Genomic DNA, 17768 nt, shown 5'->3' on the forward strand with positions numbered 1-17768 from the left:
TCGTGATCATGGGCATGGCCGTGATCATGGTGATGGTCCTGCTCGCTCACGCAACGCCTCTCGTCTTGTCCTGCTCTCTGATTTCTATGAGCTTCTGCCAGCAAAGGAAAGCCGGCATGCGGCTCTTGCAAGACCTATGCGCCGCTCAGGTCAAAAGCGGCCAGAGGCTGATCACCAGCAGCGTCGCCATCAGGAGATTGAACGCCTTGAGGCGGCGGGGATCCGACAGCCATTCGCGCAGCACGGTGCCGAACCCGGCCCAGGTCGAGACCGTCGGAATCGTCATGGCGCCGAAGGTCAGGCCGATGATCAGCACGCTCAGCCAGTAGCGCCCAGGCACCGGATCGCCATAGGTCGCCATGGCCGTGACCGCCATGACCCAGGCCTTGGGGTTGACCCACTGGAAGGCGGCGGCGGCGAGAAAACCCATGGGATGGCTGCCCGCCTCGCCGGCCGAAAGGCTGCGGGACGTCGCGATCTTGTAGGCGATGTAGAGCAGGTAGAGCGCGCCGCAGATCTTCAGCACCAGGTAGAGCGTCGGCATCGTCTTCAGCATCGCACCGAGCCCGAATCCGACCGCGATCAGCAGGCTCATGAAACCGATGGCGATGCCCAGCATATGCGGCACCGTCCGGCGAAAGCCGAAATTGACGCCGGAGGCGAAGACCATCATGTTGTTGGGTCCCGGGGTGATCGAGGTGCTGAAGGCAAAGAGCAGCAAGGCAGCGAATGTGGCAGTTGTCACGAGGCATATCTCCGACGATGGGGCGCCCATTATGCAAGCCGTCATGCCCCATGCCAGACCGTCAATTGTCGTGGTGTCAATTTCCCCCGGATACCCTAGGTTCAAACAGGAAGACCGCAGCCCAGGGGATCACCGCCCATGACCATATCTCTCCCGACCATCCCGTTGAAGAACGGCCGCCGGATACCGGCCATGGGCCTGGGCACATGGCAGATGGGCGAAAGGCAGGAGGCTGAAAGAGAGGAAATCGAAAGCCTGCGGCGCGCCATCGACCTTGGCATGACCGTCATCGACACCGCGGAGATGTATGGCGAGGGCCGATCGGAAATGATGGTGGCAAAGGCCATTGCGGACCGGCGGGACGACGTCTTCCTGGTCAGCAAGATCTACCCGTGGAATGCGAGCTTCGGCGGGACCATCGCGGCCTGCGAGGCGAGCCTCCGGCGACTGGGCACCGACAGGCTGGATCTCTACCTGCTGCACTGGCGCGGGCCGGAATTGCTGGCAGACACGGTCGCCGCCTTCGAGCAGCTGAACACGGACGGCAAGATCGGCGGCTGGGGTGTCTCCAATTTCGACACGGACGATATGGAAGAGCTGTACACCGTTCCGGATGGCGACAAATGCCTCGTCAATCAGCTGCTCTACAACCTGTCTCGAAGAGGCATCGAATACGACCTCCTGCCATGGTGCCGCGACCACGACGTCGCCGTCATGGCCTATTCTCCGATCGAGCAGGGCCGGTTGCTCCAGCATCCCGGCCTGATCGACATGGCCAAGGCCCACCAGGCAACGCCGGCGCAGATCGCCCTTGCGTTCCTGCTGAAACAGGACGGCGTTATGCCGATCCCGAAGACCGCGAATGTCGAGCGCGTGGCGGAAAACCGTGCGGCGGCCGAGCTGGAACTGACGGAAGCGGACCGGAGGGTGCTGGACGCCCTGTTTCCGCCGCCGATTACGAAGATGCCGCTCGACATGCTGTAGGGCAGGCCACGGGTCGGCGCAGGACATGAAATGTGTGAGAAGGGTCGCGAGAAAGCGCGATAATGCTGCGCCAAACTGGCGCGGCAGGCGGGGCCGATCGTTGCGATCAGCCCGGCTGGTTCATGCAGGAATTGAAGTCACGGGCATTGGGAGCACCGCCATTCGGACCGAACTGGTCGAGGCAGTCGAGTGTCCACTCCGCCGACTCGTCATCCTGGTCGTCGTTGAACATATAGGCGTCGGTGACGGCGACGCGTCCACCCTTGACGACCGTCAGGTCCGGTGCGGGCGGCAGGCTGGCCCGCGCCTCGTTCGAACCTTCCGCCATGAAGAGTATGGCAGCAACTACAAAGAACGATGTCAGTGCGGAAAGAATGATCGGCTTGTTCATGGTCGTATCCTTTTGCTGGGACTACAACGCACCACCGCCAGATTTGTTCTGTTCGACTTGCGCTGCACCAGAACACAACACCGTGTTCACCATGCATTAACCCTGTTCTACTGACGAAAACGCCCGGTGCCTTGCGGCACCGGGCGACGATTTTCCGGGGTTCAGCGAGAGCCTTGCCCTACATGCCCTGCGGGCCGCGGTTCATCGCTGCGATGCCGGTGCGGCAGACCTCGTTCAGGCCGAGCGGCTTCATCACCGAGACGAACTGGTCGATCTTCGATGACTTTCCGGTGATCTCGAAGATGAAGTGGCTGGTGGTGGCGTCGACCACCTTGGCCTGGAAGGCATCGGCAAGCCTCAGCGCCTCGGCCCTCGCCTCCCCGTCGCCGCTCACCTTGACCAGGGCCACTTCCCGCTCGATCGGCCGCTCCTGGCCGAGATCGCGCGCCCGCACCGTCAGGTCGACGACCCGGTGCACCGGCACGATGCGCTCGAGCTGCGCCTTGATCTGCTCCAGCACGGAGGGCGTGCCGCGCGTCACGATGGTGATCCGCGACAGATGCGCCTCGTGCTCCGTCTCCGACACGGTCAGGCTTTCGATATTGTAGCCCCGGCCGGAAAACAGACCGATGACCCGGGCCAGCACGCCCGGCTCGTTGTCGACCAGGACCGAAAGCGTGTGGTTTTCGGGCGCGGCCATTTCCTTGGCGATGAAATAGGCCGACCCGGTAGGCTGTTGATGTGCGTTCATGTCTCTTGCTTCCTTCCCTGATCAGACCAGCTGACGGCCCTTGGCGTCGATCGCATTCGCCACCGCCTCGTCGCTCGCCTCGTCCGGCAACAGCATTTCGTTATGCGCCTTGCCCGAGGGGATCATCGGGAAGCAATTGGCCAGATTGGCCACGCGGCAATCGAAGATCACCGGCTTGTTGACGTTGATCATCTCCAGGATCATGGCGTCCAGATCGCCGGGCTTCTCACAGCGCAGGCCGACGCCGCCATAGGCCTCCGCCAGCTTGACGAAGTCGGGCATTGCCTCGGTGTAGGAATGCGACAGCCGGTTGCCGTGCAGCAGCTGCTGCCACTGACGCACCATGCCCATATACTGGTTGTTCAGGATGAAGATCTTGACGGCGGCATTGTACTGGACCGCGCAGGACATTTCCTGAATGCACATCTGGATCGACGCGTCGCCGGCGATATCGATGACCAGACTGTCCGGATGGGCGATCTGCACGCCGATCGCCGCCGGGAAACCGTAGCCCATGGTGCCGAGACCGCCCGACGTCATCCACCGGTTCGGCTCCTCGAAACCGAAGAACTGGGCGGCCCACATCTGGTGCTGGCCGACCTCGGTGGTGATATAGGTATCCCGATCCTTGGTCAGTGCCGCCAGCCGCTCGATGGCGTATTGCGGCATGATGACGTCCTTCGACGGCGTATAGGCGAAGGATTTGCGCGCCCGCCACTTTTGGACGCTCTGCCACCACTCCTGCGTCTGCGCCGCCTCGGGCTTCTTCGGCAGGGCCCGCCACAGGCGCACCATGTCCTCCAGCACATGGCCGACATCGCCGCGGATCGGGATATCGACACGCACATTCTTGTTGATCGACGAAGGATCGATGTCGATGTGGATCTTCTTGGAATGCGGCGAGAAGGCATCGAGACGGCCGGTGATGCGGTCATCGAAGCGCGCCCCGACACAGACCATCACGTCGCAGTCATGCATCGCCATATTGGCTTCATACGAACCGTGCATGCCGAGCATGCCGAGCCAGTTGTCGCCCGATGCCGGATAGGCGCCCAGGCCCATCAGCGTCGAGGTGATCGGGAAATTGGTGAGCGACACCAGTTCGCGCAGCAGCTTGGAGGCTTCCGGACCGGAATTGATCACGCCGCCGCCGGAATAGATGATCGGCCGCTTGGCGCCGGCCATCAGCTCGATGGCAGCATGAATCGCCTGCGCGTCGCCCTGCAGCTTCGGCTGGTAGCTCTTCTGGATCGCATGGTTTTCCGGCGGAACATAGGTGCCGGTGGCAAACTGGATGTCCTTGGGTACATCGACGACGACCGGACCCGGACGGCCGGACTGGGCGATGCGGAAGGCCTCGTGGATGACGCGGGCCAGTTCGTTGACGTCCTTGACCAGCCAGTTGTGCTTGGTGCAGGGCCGGGTAATCCCGACCGTGTCGCATTCCTGGAAGGCATCCGAGCCGATCAGCGAAGTCGGCACCTGGCCGGAGATGCAGACCAGCGGAATGCTGTCCATCAGCGCGTCCTGCAGCGGCGTCACCGCATTGGTCGCCCCCGGCCCCGAGGTCACCAGCATGACCCCGACCTTGCCGGTCGAGCGCGCATAGCCCTCGGCCGCATGGCCGGCGCCCTGTTCGTGGCGCACCAGAATGTGCTGCACGTCGTCCTGCTGGAAGATCTCGTCGAAGATCGGCAGCACCGCGCCGCCGGGATAGCCGAAGATATGCTCGACGCCGTTGTCCTTCAGCGCCCTCAGGACGATCTCTGCGCCCGTCATCTGGTTGTCTGTACCCGTCATGCCTCTTCCCGTCTCATTCGTATTTTGAAGTTTTGTCCGAAGGGGTGTGTGCCCCGGTTCAAGCCATAAAAAAAGGCCCCTGGAGGGAGCCTGTCGGTGTGCGCATGGGAGGCTATCGCCGGATGGTTACACCATCCTGCCCATGCGCCGTCCCACCACAATAAGAACCATCGAATTTGTCATGACCGTTGTGATAGACAGAAATTCTAGGATAGTCAACGCGGCCTCCGACGCAATTTTCTTTCGAAGCCCCTCCGCCAACCCTCTAATACACCTCTTGTTAAGGCCGCACGCGTATGATCTCCCGCATTAGGGAGACATTTTATATTGCGCAATCAGGACCTTCACTCATCCGTACAGGCCGGTGAACTCGACCGCCGCGACGAATATCATCCCGGCAACCGTTTCCTGGGCCGTATCGTCGCGTGCAGCGGCGCCCGCGCCACGATTGCAGCCTATGCCGAAGACGGCGGCACGGACCTGACCGAACTCTGGTCGGTCGGACGTCTGATCTCGATCAGCGTCGGCGAAAACCGCGTCGTCGCCCTCGTCTACTCCATGCAGACCGCAGACAAGAACTGGGCCGAGAACGTCGACAACTGCTTCCTGGTCGAAGTCGAACTGCTCGGCGAAGTCCACAAGGGCCCGCATGGCGGCGAGGAATTCTCCACCGGCATCTCCGCCTATCCCTATCTCGGCGCCATCGCCCACCGCATCCGCGCGGCCGACCTTCTGCGCATCTACGACAGCGGCACGCTCGACACGCAGATCATCGGCAAGCTGACGCAGGACGAGTCGATCGATGCGACGATCCACATTCCCTCGATGCTGTCCAAGCACTTCGCGGTCGTCGGCTCGACCGGCGTCGGCAAGTCGACGGCCGTATCGCTGCTGATCCGCAAGGCGATCGAGAGCGACCCGAAGCTGCGCGTGCTGATTCTCGATCCGCACAACGAATTCGCCGCCGCCTTCCCGGAACACGCCGTCTGCATCGACACCGACACGCTGGACCTGCCCTTCTGGCTGATGAAGCTCGAGGAATTTGCCGAGGTCCTGTTCCGCGGCCGCCCGGCCGTGCCGGAAGAGCTCGACATCCTGCGCGACCTGCTGCCCGAGGCCAAGCGCGCCTTCCGCGGTTCGGAATCGGCCTATATGCGCCGCTCGTCCGAGCAGCGATCCTCGATCACCGCCGACACGCCGGTGCCCTACCGGATCGCCGACCTGCTGGCGCTGATCGACGAGCGTATCGGCAAGCTGGAGGGACGCGAGGAAAAGCCCTATCTGCGGTCGCTGAAGATGCGCGTCACCTCGGCGATCAACGACCAGCGCTACCATTTCATGTTCTCCAACAACACGATCAACGACACGATCCTGGAGACCATCAGCCACATCTTCCGCATTCCCGGCGACGGCAAGCCGATCGCCACCTTCCAGCTGGCGGGCATTCCCTCCGAAGTGGTCAACTCGGTTGCCTCGGTGCTCTGCCGCATGGCGTTCGAGATCGCGCTCTGGTCGAACGGTGCGGTGCGCATCCTCGTCGTCTGCGAAGAAGCCCACCGCTACGTGCCGGCAGACCAGTCGCTCGGCTTCTTCCCGACCCGGCAGGCCATTGCCCGTATCGCCAAGGAAGGCCGTAAATACGGCGTCTCGCTCGGCATCATCACCCAGCGCCCCGGCGAGCTCGACCAGACCATCCTGTCGCAGTGCTCGACGGTGTTTGCCATGCGGCTTGCCAACGACCGCGACCAGGAAATCATCCGCTCGGCCATTCCCGATTCGTCGATTTCGACGACCAGTTTCATCTCCTCGATCGGCAATGGCGAGGCGATTGCCTTCGGCGAGGCGATTGCCGTGCCGATGCGCATGCGGTTTGCCCGCGTCGACGACCGCACGCTGCCCAAGGCCAATGGCGTCAATCCCGACAGCGGCATCGCCGATCCGTCCGACGGCGTGGTCGATCTCGGCAAGGTCGTCAACCGCATGCGCTCGCTGTCCGGCCCCGACATTTCGGCTTTCCAGCAGAGCTTCCAGGGCGCGTCATCGATGGCCGATGATGCCGATCTGCGCGAATTTGCCGATGCTCCGCCGCTGGCTGCCAACAACAGCGAGCCGGCGCTGGAATCCTACCGCCCCGACATGTTGCCCGGAACAGGCGCATCGGCATCCCCAAGACCCGCGGCACGACCGGCAGCCCCAGCACCGTCGTCCTATGCACCGGCCCGCGAACGGGAACCGGCAGGCTTCGGCCAGCCCCTGTCCCGCGACATCCAGCCGGCCCGGTTCGAGCGCGATGCCATGGCCGACACCCCCAAGCGCGAAACGCCGAGGCCATCGCTGCGGGAAAGCATCCTGAAACGGCCGCTGTCGAGCCTTTACGACAAGGACTGATCGACGGCTGCGGCACGCTCCGGCCCTGTGGGATCCATGCGGTGCCACGTGTCGTCCATCTGGTTGCGAAACCAGGTCATCTGCCGCTTGGCATATTGCCGTGTGGCGGCTGCCGCCTTCTCGATCACCTGTTGCCGCGTCATCTCGCCCTTCAGCATGGCTGCGATCTGCGACACGCCGATCGCCTTCATCACCGGCATTTCAGGCGCGACATCCAACGACAGAAGCCGCTCGACCTCCTCCACCGCGCCGTCGTCGAGCATGCCGGCAAATCGGCGGTTGATCCGCTCGGCGAGCACCGCGCGGTCCGGCAGCACGATATATTTCCGTGCCCGGTCGGGGTCGACGATCATCGGCCCCGTGCCCGTATGAAAGGCGCCGATCGCCTGGCCGGTTGCGGCAAACATCTCGAGCGCGCGCACGATCCGCTGGCCGTCCTGTATCCCGAGACGCGCCGCCGTGGCGGGGTCTTCGGCCGCCAGCACCGCATGCAGCGCCTCCGGCCCCTCCTGCGCCAGCCGGTTGCGCCAGTGGGTCCGGATCTCCGCCGGCACCGGCGGCATGGCCGACAGTCCACCGGTCAGCGCCCTGAAATACAGCCCCGTGCCGCCGACGATCACCGGCAGCCGGCCATCGGCGCGCAGGCCCTGGAGCAATGCCTCGATCTCGCGCAGCCAGTCGCCGGTCGAATAAGGCCTGCGCGGATCGACATGACCGTAGAGATGATGCGGCACGCCCGCCATCTCGTCGGCCGAAGGCCGCGCGCTCAGCACCCGCAGCACATCGTAAACCTGCATGCTGTCGGCATTGATCACCACGCCGTCATGGCGCCGGGCGATATCAAGCGCCAGCGCGGACTTGCCGCTCGCGGTCGGGCCGGTTATCAGAACGGCATCTGTTCTCGTCTCAAGGTGCGTCGCCATGGCCCTCGTTGCCACGCTTATCGCCAATCCGTCAAATCCTGTCCTCGTCCCGGCTGTCGGCGAAAAGGCGGCCGAGGCGCTCGGTGCCTCCGGTCTCTACTGGTTGGCCGACGGGATTGCCTGCGATCTGGCGCTGAAGGACGGCACCGACGCCGCCCTGGCGGATGCCACCTTGCGCGCCATCCTCGGTGGCCTGCCCATCGATATCGCGGTTCAGCAGGCCGAAACGCGCCGCAAGCAGTTCCTCATCGCCGACATGGATTCGACCATGATCGGCCAGGAATGCATCGACGAACTCGCAGCCGAGGTCGGGTTGAAGGACAAGGTCGCGGCCATCACGGCCCGCGCGATGAACGGCGAGATCGAATTCGAACCGGCACTGCGCGAACGCGTCGGCCTGCTGAAGGGCCTGCCGGTCACGGTCGTCGACGACGTCATCGCCGGGCGGATCACCCTGACACCCGGCGGCCCGGAACTGATCGCCACGATGCGCGCGAAGGGCCATTACACGGCCCTCGTCTCCGGCGGCTTTACCGTCTTCACCGCGCGCATTGCGGAGCGGCTGGGCTTCCACGAGAACCGGGCCAATCTGCTGATCGAAGACGGCGGGCTGCTTGCCGGCGAGGTGGCCGAACCGATTCTCGGAAAGCAGGCCAAGGTCGATGCCCTGCTGGAGATTACAGCGCGCCTCGGCATCAGCCCCGCCGAGGTGATTGCCGTCGGTGATGGCGCCAACGATCTCGGCATGCTCGAGCTTGCCGGCTCGGGGGTTGCGCTGCATGCCAAACCCTCCGTCGCCGCCCAGGCGAAGATTCGTCTCGACCATGCGGATCTGACCGGCCTTCTCTACCTGCAGGGCTATCGCAAGTCGGACTTCGTCACCCCTGCGGCAGCGTAAGGCATTCAGGTTGAAGATATCATGCTGACGCTAGAGACACCCCGACTCATCCTGCGCGAATGGCGTGCGGAGGACCGTGACCTGTTTCGCGAGATCAACCGCGATCCGAAAGTCATGGAATTCTTCGCCTTCCGTCGCTCGCATGCGGAAGCGGATGTGATGATGGACAAGGTCAACGAACTGATGCGCGAGACGGGCTTCGGGTTCTACGCACTGGAGCTGAAGGACACCGGTGAGGCCATGGGCTTTTGCGGCCTGAGCATCGCCAATATCGAGCCCTTCCTGCCGCCTCAGGCGATCGAGGTCGGCTGGCGGCTGGCGACCCGCTTCTGGGGCCATGGCTATGTGACGGAGGGCGCACGCGAATGCCTGCGGCACGGCTTCGAAGACCGCAACCTGCCGGAAATCGTCTCCTTCGCCGTCACCGGCAATACCCGCTCGCGCGCGGTGATGGAGCGGATCGGCATGCGCCATGCAGGCGGCGTCACCTTCAACCATCCGCGGGTTCCCGATACCCATCCACATCTGCAGGAGCATGTGCTCTACCGGCTCTCGGCCGAAGACTGGCGCAACAGCGCCACAACCTGACGGAAGACGAGCGCCACAGCGCCGGAAGATGCGCCAGGAGCCCTGCGGCGCCGGGGCCGGCACCCGAAACGCGATCGCCGGAGATAGGCGGGGCTGAGCCCTGCCCCGATCCGAGCCCCGCCCCTATTCCAGCGGAAGTGCCACGAAGCGCAGGTCGCCCTCGGGCTTTGCCACCATCATATGGGCGCTGCGCCGGCCGTCATCCTTCAGCTTGGCAAGTGCGCGGTCGACCGCGTCCGGCGACTGCATGAAGTCCTGCGACACCTCGACGATCACGTCGCCGGGCGCCAATCCCCGCTCGGCCGCCGTCGAGCCCTGGGCCACATCGGTGATCACCACGCCCTCGACGCTTTCGGAAATGCCATAGATTTCGCGCTGCGAGTCGTCGAGCGCGGCGATCGACAGGCCGAGCGTTGCGGCGAGATTGGAGCCCGGGTCCGTCTCGCCGGGCGACTGTTGCTGGTCGCTGTCGCCGGGAGCCGGCTCCGGCATCGGCTGGTCGGGCACGGCGCCGTCCGGTGCGGTACCGTCGGGCCCGTCGGTCTGCGGCTCCTCCATCTGCGGTTCGTCGGTCTGCGGTTCGTCCGGCATTGACGGCTCGGGGCCTGCGTCCTCGTCGTCCGCCTTGTCCACGGCTTCCGAAGCCTTGGCGCTCTCTTCGAGCCGCCCGAGCTTGACCTTGACGGTCTGCTCCTTCTTGTCGCGCAACACGACGACGTCCACCGCCCTCTCGATCGGGCTTTCGGCAACGACGCGCACGAGATCATGCGCATCCGTCACCGCTTTGCCGTCGAAGGTGAGGATCACGTCGCCGACGACGATCGGGCCGTTCTCCACCGGACCGCCCTTGATCACGCCGCTCACCAGCGCGCCGCGGGGCTTGTCGAGCCCGACATCCTTGGCGATGTCCTCGTCCACCGGCTGGATGCGCACACCGAGCCAGCCGCGCCGCGTCTCGCCATATTCGATCAGCTGGTCGATGACGGTCGAGGCCAGTTCGGTCGGCACGGAAAAGCCGATACCGATCGAGCCGCCGCTCGGCGAGATGATCGCGGTATTGATACCGATCACGTCACCGTCCATGTTGAACAGCGGACCGCCGGAATTGCCCTTGTTGATCGCCGCATCCGTCTGGATGAAATTGTCATAGGGACCGGCATTGATATTGCGGCCCCTGGCCGAGATGATCCCGAGCGTCACGGTGCCGCCGAGACCGAAGGGATTGCCGATCGCCATCACCCAGTCGCCGATCCGCATCTTGCGCGAATCGCCGAGCTTGACGGCGGGCAGCGGATTTTTCGGCTCCACCTTCAGCACCGAAAGGTCGGTCTTGGTATCGGTGCCGATCAGCCGGGCCTTGAGCTTGGTGCCGTCGGCGAAGACCGCCTCGATATCGTCGGCGTCCTCGATCACGTGATTGTTGGTGACGATATAGCCGCTGGGATCGATGACGAAGCCGGAGCCGAGCGAATTGACCCGCCGGTTCTGCTCGCCGCGCTCGCCGTTCTTGAAGAAGTCCTCGAACAGGTCCTGGAAGGGCGAACCCTCCTCGATCTGCGGCAAGGGACCGGGGCCCTCGTCGTTGCCGCTCTTGACGTTCTGCGAGGTGGAAATGTTGACCACGGCATCGAGCAGCTTTTCGGCAAGATCGGCCACCGGTGCCGGTCCGGTCGCGGCATGGCCCGGTTGCGGGCTGACGACCGGCGCCTGGGCATGGGCCGCGGTGCTGCCGATCGGTGCAAGCGCGATCGAAACAGCGGTGATCATCGGCAATGGCATGTTGAACCGGCTGGTCGTCAAGCGCATCAGGTTTCCCCCGGATTGGTCTTTAAGCTCGCGGCGCGTTCGTCCCGGAACGGGCACCAAAACTATCGACGAAGAATTGGACCTTTGTAGGTTGGTTTCATCCCCGCCTCAAGCACGCAGGCCGCAAGCGTCGCGGACTCATCCGCGCAACAGATAGACCAGCCCGACGCCGGCGGTCACCGCCATCAGCCCCGCCAGCCGCAGCTGGTGCTCGGGCAGCAGGGGCAGAATCCGGGCCAGGTCCTGAAGCAGTCGAGGGGCCAGTGCATAGACCAGCCCCTCGATAATCAGGAAAAAGGCGATGCCCGTCAGAAAGCCGGTCATCGCCATGCCGTCAGTTCGACGCCGGCGCCGGCGTGGCCGGAGCCCCGGATGCCGCCGGAGCCGTCGTCGCCGACGGTTCGGTGGTGGCCGGTGTCGAGGTCGAAGGGGTCGCCTGCGGGATCGTCATGTCGGACGCCCCGCCGCTATTGCCCTCGGCGCCCTTGTCGGCCGAGTCCATCAGGCGATCGCTGTCCGGTCCGCCGTCGAAATAGCGGAAGAACTGCGACGTGCTCGGCGACAGCACCATGGTGCTGCTGCTGCCACTCGTTCCCAGCGCGTCGTCATAGGCAGACATCGAGCGGTAGAACTGGAAGAAGCCCGGATCGCGGCTATAGGCGTCGGCGAAGATCTTGTTGCGCTGTGCATCGCCCTCACCGCGCAGGATGTCGGCATCCCGGCGGGCCTCCGCCTGGATCTCGACGACCTGACGGTCGGCGATGGCGCGGCGGCGCTGGCCTTCCTCGTTACCCCGGGCGCGGATCAGTTCGGCCTCGGCCAGGCGTTCGGCCTTCATCCGTTCGAAGGTCTGCTGCGAGACCTCCTGCGTCAGGTCCGTCCGGCGGATGCGCACATCCTCGATCCGGATGCCGAGCGTATCGGCATCGGGCCTGAGATCGTCGCGCACTTCCTGCATCATCGACGCACGGGCGTCCGACAGGGCGGATTCGAAGCCGCGCAGGCCGTAAACCCGGCGAAGCGACGCGTCGAGACGGGTGCGAAGCCGCGATTCGGCCGCGTCACGGTCGCCCGAGACGGTCTGGCGGAAACGGCGCGCATCGGCGATCTTGTAGACGACGAAAGCGTCGACCTCATAGAACTTGCCGCCGGAGACCTGGACACGGATGTCGTTGAGGTCGAAGCGCAGCGACTGGTCCGGCACATATTGCACACGGTCCGCGTCGAGGAAGGCGAACGGCAGCTTGAAATACAGGCCGGGCTCGTTGCGCACCGCCTGGATCTGACCGAAGCGCACGACGATCGCCTGCTGGCGCTCGTTGACCACGAAGACCGAGGAATAGGCGACCATCAACAGGATGGCGAGACCGATGAGGAAAAACGGGAGACGGTTGCTCATGATCAGTTGCCTCCCGTCGGCTTGGCCTTGTCGGCCTGCTGCTTGGTGATCTCGTTGAGCGGCAGATAGGGCAACGCGCCCGACTTCTCGTCGAGGATGACCTTGTTGGAGTTCTTCAGCACGCGCTCCATCGTTTCGAGATACATGCGCTCGCGAGTGACCTCGGGCGCGTTCTTATACTGGTCGTAGATCGAGATGAAGCGCTTGGCACCACCATCGGCCTCCTTGACGACACGGTCCTTGTATGCGGCCGCTTCTTCGCGGATCTGGGCTGCCTGGCCGCGTGCGCCACCGAGCTTCTGGTTGGCGTATTTGTTGGCTTCCTCGACGAAACGGTCCTCATCCTGCTCGGCACGCTGGACTTCGTCGAACGCGTCGGCCACTTCGCGCGGCGGTGCCGCGTCTTCGATGGCGACCGCATTGATCGAGATCCCGGCGCCGTAGCTGTCCATGGTCCCCTGGATGATGCCCTTGACGTCGTTGGCGATCCCCTGACGCGCATCGCGGAAGATGTCCTGCGCCGGACGGCGTCCGACGACTTCGCGCATGGCGCTTTCGGCCACCTGCTGCAGCGTCTGCGGCGGGGTCTCCAGCTTGAACAGATAATCCGCCGGCTGGTTGATCGTGTAGAGCACCGAGAACTGGACATTGACGATGTTCTGGTCACCCGACAGCATCAGGCCGGACCCGGAGGTCGAACCGGCGCGCGAGCCGATATTCAGCTGCTGCTCGGTGACCTTGACGATTTCCACGGTCTCGAACGGCCAGATGTGAAAATGCAGGCCCGGCATGGAGATTTCCTGCTTGGGCTTGCCGAAGCGCAGCTCGACGCCGCGCTCGTCCGGCTGGACGGTATAGACGGCGTTGATCAGCCAGAAGATCACCAGAATGACGAAGACCAGCAGCACCGCGCCGCCATTGAAGCCGCCGGGCACGATATTCTTCAGGCGATCCTGGCCACGGCGGATGATGTCCTCCAGATCGGGCGGCTGATTGCCGCCGCCACCGCCGCGCGGGCGGTTCGGTCCCTGTCCCCAGGGTCCTTGGTTGTTACCACCGCCGCCGCCGCCGCCCCAAGGGCCGCCGCCGCCATTCTGATTGCTCCAGGGCATTCAAACCTCATTGTTAAGTAGCCTCCCCCGACCCGGAACTCTGCCCCGGACCATGGGCCGTAACCCGTTATAGGTATAGCTCAGAGTGCTTTCAACGCAACGGAGCAAAGTTCTTGCCCCCCGGGTGCTGGAAAAGGCTTAAAGCGCTGATTTTCGTCGGTATACCACGTATTTCGTCGGGTAATTGTCCTTCTCGCCGGCCGGCACGGCAAGTTGCTCGACAGGCTCGAACATATCGGGGTCCACCGGCGGAAACACCGTATCGCCCTCGATCTCGGCATCGACATGGGTCACGTGCAGGACATCGGCGAACGGCATGGCCTGCGCATAGATCTGTCCGCCACCGATCACACAGATTTCATCGACGCCGGTGGCAGCCGCGATCTCGGCTGCACGCTCCAGCGCCGCCTCGAGGCCGGGCGCCGTCTCGACGCCCTCGGGCGCATAGGCGGCATCGCGGGTCACCACGATGTGCGGGCGACCGGGCAAGGGCCTCGATCCGAAGGACTGAAAGGTTCTGCGCCCCATCACCAGCGGCTTGCCGAGCGTCAGCGCCTTGAAACGCTTGAGGTCCGTCGACAGCCGCCAGGGCATGTCGTTGTCGCGCCCGATCACGCCGTTGCGGGCCACGGCCACCACCATGGATATCTCTGGTTTGCCCGACTGCTCCGCCATGTCCCTCTTCCCGCATCCTCTCGCGATCGGGGCCCCGGACGGAAAGCGCTGCCGGCATGCCCTTCCCCCGGCATAGGCCATCGGTTGAACAGGCGCCAGCATCCGTCTCTGTCAGTTCTTCTTTTCCCCGGCTTTCACCTGGGATTGCGGCACCCGGCACGACGCTGCGTTGGCCGAGTGCCGGATCGATCAGGCCTTGCCGCGCATCATGGCATCGACGCTGTAGCGTCCGCCGCCGGCAAACACGAGATAGAGGAACAGGAAGCAGAACAGGATCGCCGCGTCACCGCCGTTCAGCGCCGGGAAGAAGGTCTTCGGCGCATGCACCATGAAATAGGCAAAGGCGCACATGCCCGAGGCCAGGAAGGCTGCCGGGCGGGTGAACAGGCCGATTGTCAGCAGCACGCCGCACACCAGCTCGATGATGCCGGCCGCGCCGAAGATCGACATCAGCGGCGGGTTCATCTCGGAGGCGGGAAAGTGCAGCAGCTTCTGGGTGCCGTGCTCGAGGAACAGCAAGCCGCTGACGGCACGGGTGAGGCTGAGCACCGAAGGAGCGAAGGCAGACAGGCGGGCGGAAAGGTCCATGGATGTAATTGCTTTCATTGCAGGGATTGCGATACCGCTCCCTGCCATGCCGGCAAAATCCTGTCACCGTTCCTCAGGATAAACTCCGCGTGAGGGACGGCGTTATACGGTGAACACTGTGTTTCCGCCCGTCCTCAGACGGCGATCGGCGCCTTGATACTGGAATCGGCGTCGTAGTTTTGCAGTGTAAAGTCTTCGAATGTAAAGGAAAAGATGTCATTGACCTCAGGCCTAAGCCGCATGGTCGGCAACCGCTTCGGGGTCCGCGACAGCTGCAGCCGCGCCTGCTCGAAATGGTTGGCGTAGAGATGCGCATCGCCGAGCGTGTGGATGAAATCGCCGGGCTTCAGACCCGTCACCTGCGCCACCATCATGGTCAGCAGCGCATAGGAGGCGATATTGAACGGCACGCCGAGAAAGATGTCCGCCGATCGCTGGTAGAGCTGGCAGGATAGCCGGCCGTCGGCGACATAGAACTGGAACAGGCAATGGCAGGGCGGCAGCGCCATCTCGTCGACTTCGGCCGGGTTCCAGGCCGAGACGATATGCCGGCGCGAATTCGGGTTGGTCCTGATGCTTTCGATCAGATTGGCGATCTGGTCGATATGCCCCCCATCCGGCGTCGGCCACGAGCGCCACTGCGAGCCGTAGACCGGACCCAGGTCGCCGTTCTCGTCGGCCCATTCGTCCCAGATCGATACGCCGTTGTCGCGCAGATAGCCGATATTGGTCTCGCCCTTCAGAAACCACAGCAATTCGTGGATGATCGAGCGCAGATGCAGCTTCTTCGTCGTCGTGACCGGAAACCCCTCCGACAGGTCGAATCGCATCTGGTAACCGAACACCGAGCGCGTGCCGGTGCCCGTCCGGTCGCCGCGATCGGTGCCGTGTTCCATCACATGGTGGAGGAGATCGAGATATTGCCGCATGGGTCCCTGCGCTTGAGTCGTGTCCGGGCTGCTACCCTAGTGCCGACTGTGGCGGGAACCAAGCGGTCGACCGATATCCCGGTCGATTATCCTCAGAGATCGCCGAGCTTTCCGAGATCCTTGGCGACGAGATAGTAGAACGTCACCCGGGACTTCGAACGGTCGCCCTTCATCATCTCGCAGACATTGGCCACGGCCTTTTCGGCCGGCGCGCCGGTGACGCCGAGCTTCTTGCCGCACCATCTTTCGACCACCCGGTCGAGCTCGGTTTTGTCCGAGGCCGAGACGAGGGAGGAATCGCGGTTTCGAAGCGCAATGCCGAGATAGCTGACGATTTTCTTGACCACCGCCTCGTCGGCGGATGCGTCATACTTCTTCACATCCTCAAGATAGTCCGTCATGGCTGCCTCCCTCGGGTCGCTAAAATTCGAAGTTTCTGCGTTAGAACAATGGAATGCACACTGCGCACCGTCAAGCGGGAAGTTGCGCGACTTGGCGACACCCCCCTTTTCATTCGCGTGCGAAATGCCTATATCAGCCGTGCCGGGGCTTGCTCCGGCTATGGCAATAAACGGCCGATGTAATAAACCTATTGGACCCGGGGGCGGTACCCGGCGCCTCCACCAAAAACCGGTCTTCGACGACCGGCTCGGCCTGACCGGCTTTTGATGGGGGCGAAATAGGATCGACAAGGGCGTAAAGATCGAACTTTTGCTCGGCATGATACCACCGTTATCGGGTCAAACAGAGTAGTTGCAAACGACAACAACGCTCAGGGTTACGCTGTAGCTGCCTAATGGCGGTTCCAGAAACCCGACTTAAGTCCTTGCGGGTAGCACCGTAAGGCGGGGTCCGGAGGCACCTGGCAACAGAAGCCTCCACCTAACGCCTCTTTCTTTCAAAAAAATCGTGATAGTATGGTCGAACTGAACCGCGGGCTTTTCCGTTGAACTGGTTCATGCCATATAGCCGCTTTCAAGCGGCAAGACGGCCGGCTCGGCTGATCGGTGCCAGGGCGGCACGAGAAGGCCAAGGCGGCACAAGAAGGAAAGACGACACATGGCGCAGGACCATATTCGCTACGACATTCTGGCTCAGGACGCGCTGCGCGGTGTCATCCGCAAGGTTCTGACCGAAGTTGCGGCCACCGGTCGGTTGCCCGGCGATCATCACTTCTTCATCACCTTCCTGACCGGCGCACCGGGCGTGCGCGTGTCCCAGCACCTGAAGTCGAAATATGCCGAGCAGATGACGATCGTCATCCAGCACCAGTTCTGGGACCTGAAGGTCACCGAGAACCTGTTCGAGATCGGCCTTTCCTTCTCCGACACCCCGGAAAAACTGGTCATTCCGTTCAATGCCATCCGCGGTTTCTATGACCCGTCGGTCAATTTCGAGCTGGAATTCGATGTGCCGCTCGCCGAGGAAGAAGAGGAAGGCGGCGAAGTGACCGCCTATCCGCTGCCCCATGCAGAGCCCGTCGAAGCCGATGGCGAGGCACCCGCCGAACCGGCCGAAAAGAAGGAAGGCTCGGTGGTCTCCCTCGACGCCTTCCGCAAGAAACAGTAACGGAGTCGGTGATGAGCGGCGATGTCGTCAATCTGCGTCAGTTCCGCAAGGCGAAAGCCCGGACAGACAAGGAACGCCATGCCGAACAGAATCGCATCACCCATGGCCGCACCAAGGCCGAGAAGGACCTGACCCGCCGCCTGAACGACAAGGCGGCGCAGTCGCTCGACCAGGGCCGGATCGAGCGCAACGACGCGCAGAGCACCGATAGCACCGAGTGAT

The 17768-nt window shown here is 63.5% G+C and carries 19 protein-coding genes and 1 other RNA gene; 7 read left to right on the top strand and 13 right to left on the bottom strand.

Annotated elements, in window-relative coordinates:
* Positions 1-145 precede the first annotated feature (145 nt).
* On the bottom strand, positions 146-745 hold the full coding sequence (locus J2Z17_RS24505; protein WP_209949362.1) for a LysE family translocator: 600 nt from the start codon (positions 743-745) through the stop codon (positions 146-148).
* A gap of 138 nt (positions 746-883) precedes the next feature.
* Between J2Z17_RS24505 and J2Z17_RS24510 the strand changes: the two genes are divergently transcribed.
* A complete protein-coding gene (locus J2Z17_RS24510) occupies positions 884-1729 on the top strand; it encodes an aldo/keto reductase (protein ID WP_209949364.1) in 846 nt (281 codons plus the stop codon).
* Positions 1730-1835: 106 nt separating this feature from the next.
* On the opposite strand, the gene J2Z17_RS24515 is transcribed toward J2Z17_RS24510, so the two are convergent.
* The 3 genes from J2Z17_RS24515 to J2Z17_RS24525 all read right to left on the bottom strand — a co-directional run bounded on the left by J2Z17_RS24515 (position 1836) and on the right by J2Z17_RS24525 (position 4671).
* A complete protein-coding gene (locus tag J2Z17_RS24515; protein WP_209949366.1) occupies positions 1836-2120 on the bottom strand; it encodes a hypothetical protein in 285 nt (94 codons plus the stop codon).
* A 178-nt stretch (positions 2121-2298) separates the two neighbouring features.
* Positions 2299-2871, bottom strand: a complete 573-nt coding sequence (ilvN, locus tag J2Z17_RS24520; RefSeq protein ID WP_209949368.1) for an acetolactate synthase small subunit — start codon at positions 2869-2871, stop codon at positions 2299-2301.
* A gap of 21 nt (positions 2872-2892) precedes the next feature.
* Positions 2893-4671, bottom strand: a complete 1779-nt coding sequence (locus J2Z17_RS24525) for an acetolactate synthase 3 large subunit (RefSeq protein ID WP_209949370.1) — start codon at positions 4669-4671, stop codon at positions 2893-2895.
* Between the two features lie 327 nt (positions 4672-4998).
* Here J2Z17_RS24525 and J2Z17_RS24530 point away from each other — a divergent pair, with 327 nt between their 5' ends.
* Positions 4999-7059 carry an ATP-binding protein gene (locus J2Z17_RS24530; protein WP_209949372.1) on the top strand — a complete coding sequence of 687 codons (2061 nt, stop codon included), beginning with the start codon at positions 4999-5001 and terminating at the stop codon, positions 7057-7059.
* Here the strand turns inward: J2Z17_RS24530 and miaA are convergent.
* A complete protein-coding gene (gene miaA, locus J2Z17_RS24535; RefSeq protein ID WP_209949374.1) occupies positions 7044-7982 on the bottom strand; it encodes a tRNA (adenosine(37)-N6)-dimethylallyltransferase MiaA in 939 nt (312 codons plus the stop codon). The genes J2Z17_RS24530 and miaA overlap by 16 nt on opposite strands.
* Here miaA and serB point away from each other — a divergent pair.
* Both serB and J2Z17_RS24545 read left to right on the top strand, forming a co-directional pair.
* Positions 7981-8880, top strand: coding sequence for a phosphoserine phosphatase SerB (serB, locus tag J2Z17_RS24540; RefSeq protein WP_209949376.1), 900 nt, complete (start codon positions 7981-7983; stop codon positions 8878-8880). The two genes, miaA and serB, sit on opposite strands and share 2 nt — an antisense overlap.
* A gap of 21 nt (positions 8881-8901) precedes the next feature.
* The gene (locus tag J2Z17_RS24545) at positions 8902-9468 is read left to right on the top strand and encodes a GNAT family N-acetyltransferase (RefSeq protein ID WP_209949378.1); all 567 of its coding nucleotides are present in this window, start codon (positions 8902-8904) and stop codon (positions 9466-9468) included.
* Between the two features lie 123 nt (positions 9469-9591).
* Here J2Z17_RS24545 and J2Z17_RS24550 read toward each other — a convergent pair whose 3' ends face one another.
* From J2Z17_RS24550 to J2Z17_RS24585, 8 genes are all read right to left on the bottom strand, one after another.
* On the bottom strand, positions 9592-11274 hold the full coding sequence (locus tag J2Z17_RS24550; protein WP_377300297.1) for a Do family serine endopeptidase: 1683 nt from the start codon (positions 11272-11274) through the stop codon (positions 9592-9594).
* A 138-nt stretch (positions 11275-11412) separates the two neighbouring features.
* Complete coding sequence (locus J2Z17_RS24555; RefSeq protein ID WP_209949454.1) at positions 11413-11598, bottom strand: DUF2065 domain-containing protein; 186 nt, start codon at positions 11596-11598, stop codon at positions 11413-11415.
* A 10-nt stretch (positions 11599-11608) separates the two neighbouring features.
* Positions 11609-12673, bottom strand: coding sequence for a protease modulator HflC (hflC, locus tag J2Z17_RS24560; RefSeq protein WP_245224336.1), 1065 nt, complete (start codon positions 12671-12673; stop codon positions 11609-11611).
* A 2-nt stretch (positions 12674-12675) separates the two neighbouring features.
* Positions 12676-13785, bottom strand: a complete 1110-nt coding sequence (gene hflK / locus J2Z17_RS24565) for an FtsH protease activity modulator HflK (RefSeq protein ID WP_209949380.1) — start codon at positions 13783-13785, stop codon at positions 12676-12678.
* 138 nt (positions 13786-13923) lie between these two features.
* On the bottom strand, positions 13924-14460 hold the full coding sequence (locus tag J2Z17_RS24570) for a dihydrofolate reductase (protein ID WP_209949382.1): 537 nt from the start codon (positions 14458-14460) through the stop codon (positions 13924-13926).
* 189 nt (positions 14461-14649) lie between these two features.
* Positions 14650-15048 (bottom strand): DoxX family protein, encoded by a 399-nt coding sequence (locus J2Z17_RS24575; RefSeq protein ID WP_209949384.1) that lies wholly within the window; start codon positions 15046-15048, stop codon positions 14650-14652.
* A gap of 134 nt (positions 15049-15182) precedes the next feature.
* Positions 15183-15977, bottom strand: a complete 795-nt coding sequence (locus J2Z17_RS24580) for a thymidylate synthase (protein WP_209949386.1) — start codon at positions 15975-15977, stop codon at positions 15183-15185.
* A gap of 92 nt (positions 15978-16069) precedes the next feature.
* On the bottom strand, positions 16070-16378 hold the full coding sequence (locus tag J2Z17_RS24585) for a DUF2853 family protein (RefSeq protein WP_209949388.1): 309 nt from the start codon (positions 16376-16378) through the stop codon (positions 16070-16072).
* A gap of 102 nt (positions 16379-16480) precedes the next feature.
* Between J2Z17_RS24585 and ssrA the strand changes: the two genes are divergently transcribed.
* The 3 genes from ssrA to J2Z17_RS24600 all read left to right on the top strand — a co-directional run bounded on the left by ssrA (position 16481) and on the right by J2Z17_RS24600 (position 17767).
* Positions 16481-16860, top strand: a transfer-messenger RNA (tmRNA) gene (ssrA, locus tag J2Z17_RS24590).
* Between the two features lie 176 nt (positions 16861-17036).
* Complete coding sequence (locus J2Z17_RS24595) at positions 17037-17546, top strand: SspB family protein (RefSeq protein ID WP_209949390.1); 510 nt, start codon at positions 17037-17039, stop codon at positions 17544-17546.
* Positions 17547-17557: 11 nt separating this feature from the next.
* Positions 17558-17767, top strand: a complete 210-nt coding sequence (locus tag J2Z17_RS24600) for a DUF4169 family protein (RefSeq protein WP_209949392.1) — start codon at positions 17558-17560, stop codon at positions 17765-17767.
* The last annotated feature ends 1 nt before the right edge of the window (position 17768 follow it).

The sequence above is a fragment of the Heterorhizobium halophytocola genome (assembly GCF_017873095.1).
Lineage (GTDB): Bacteria > Pseudomonadota > Alphaproteobacteria > Rhizobiales > Rhizobiaceae > Allorhizobium > Allorhizobium halophytocola.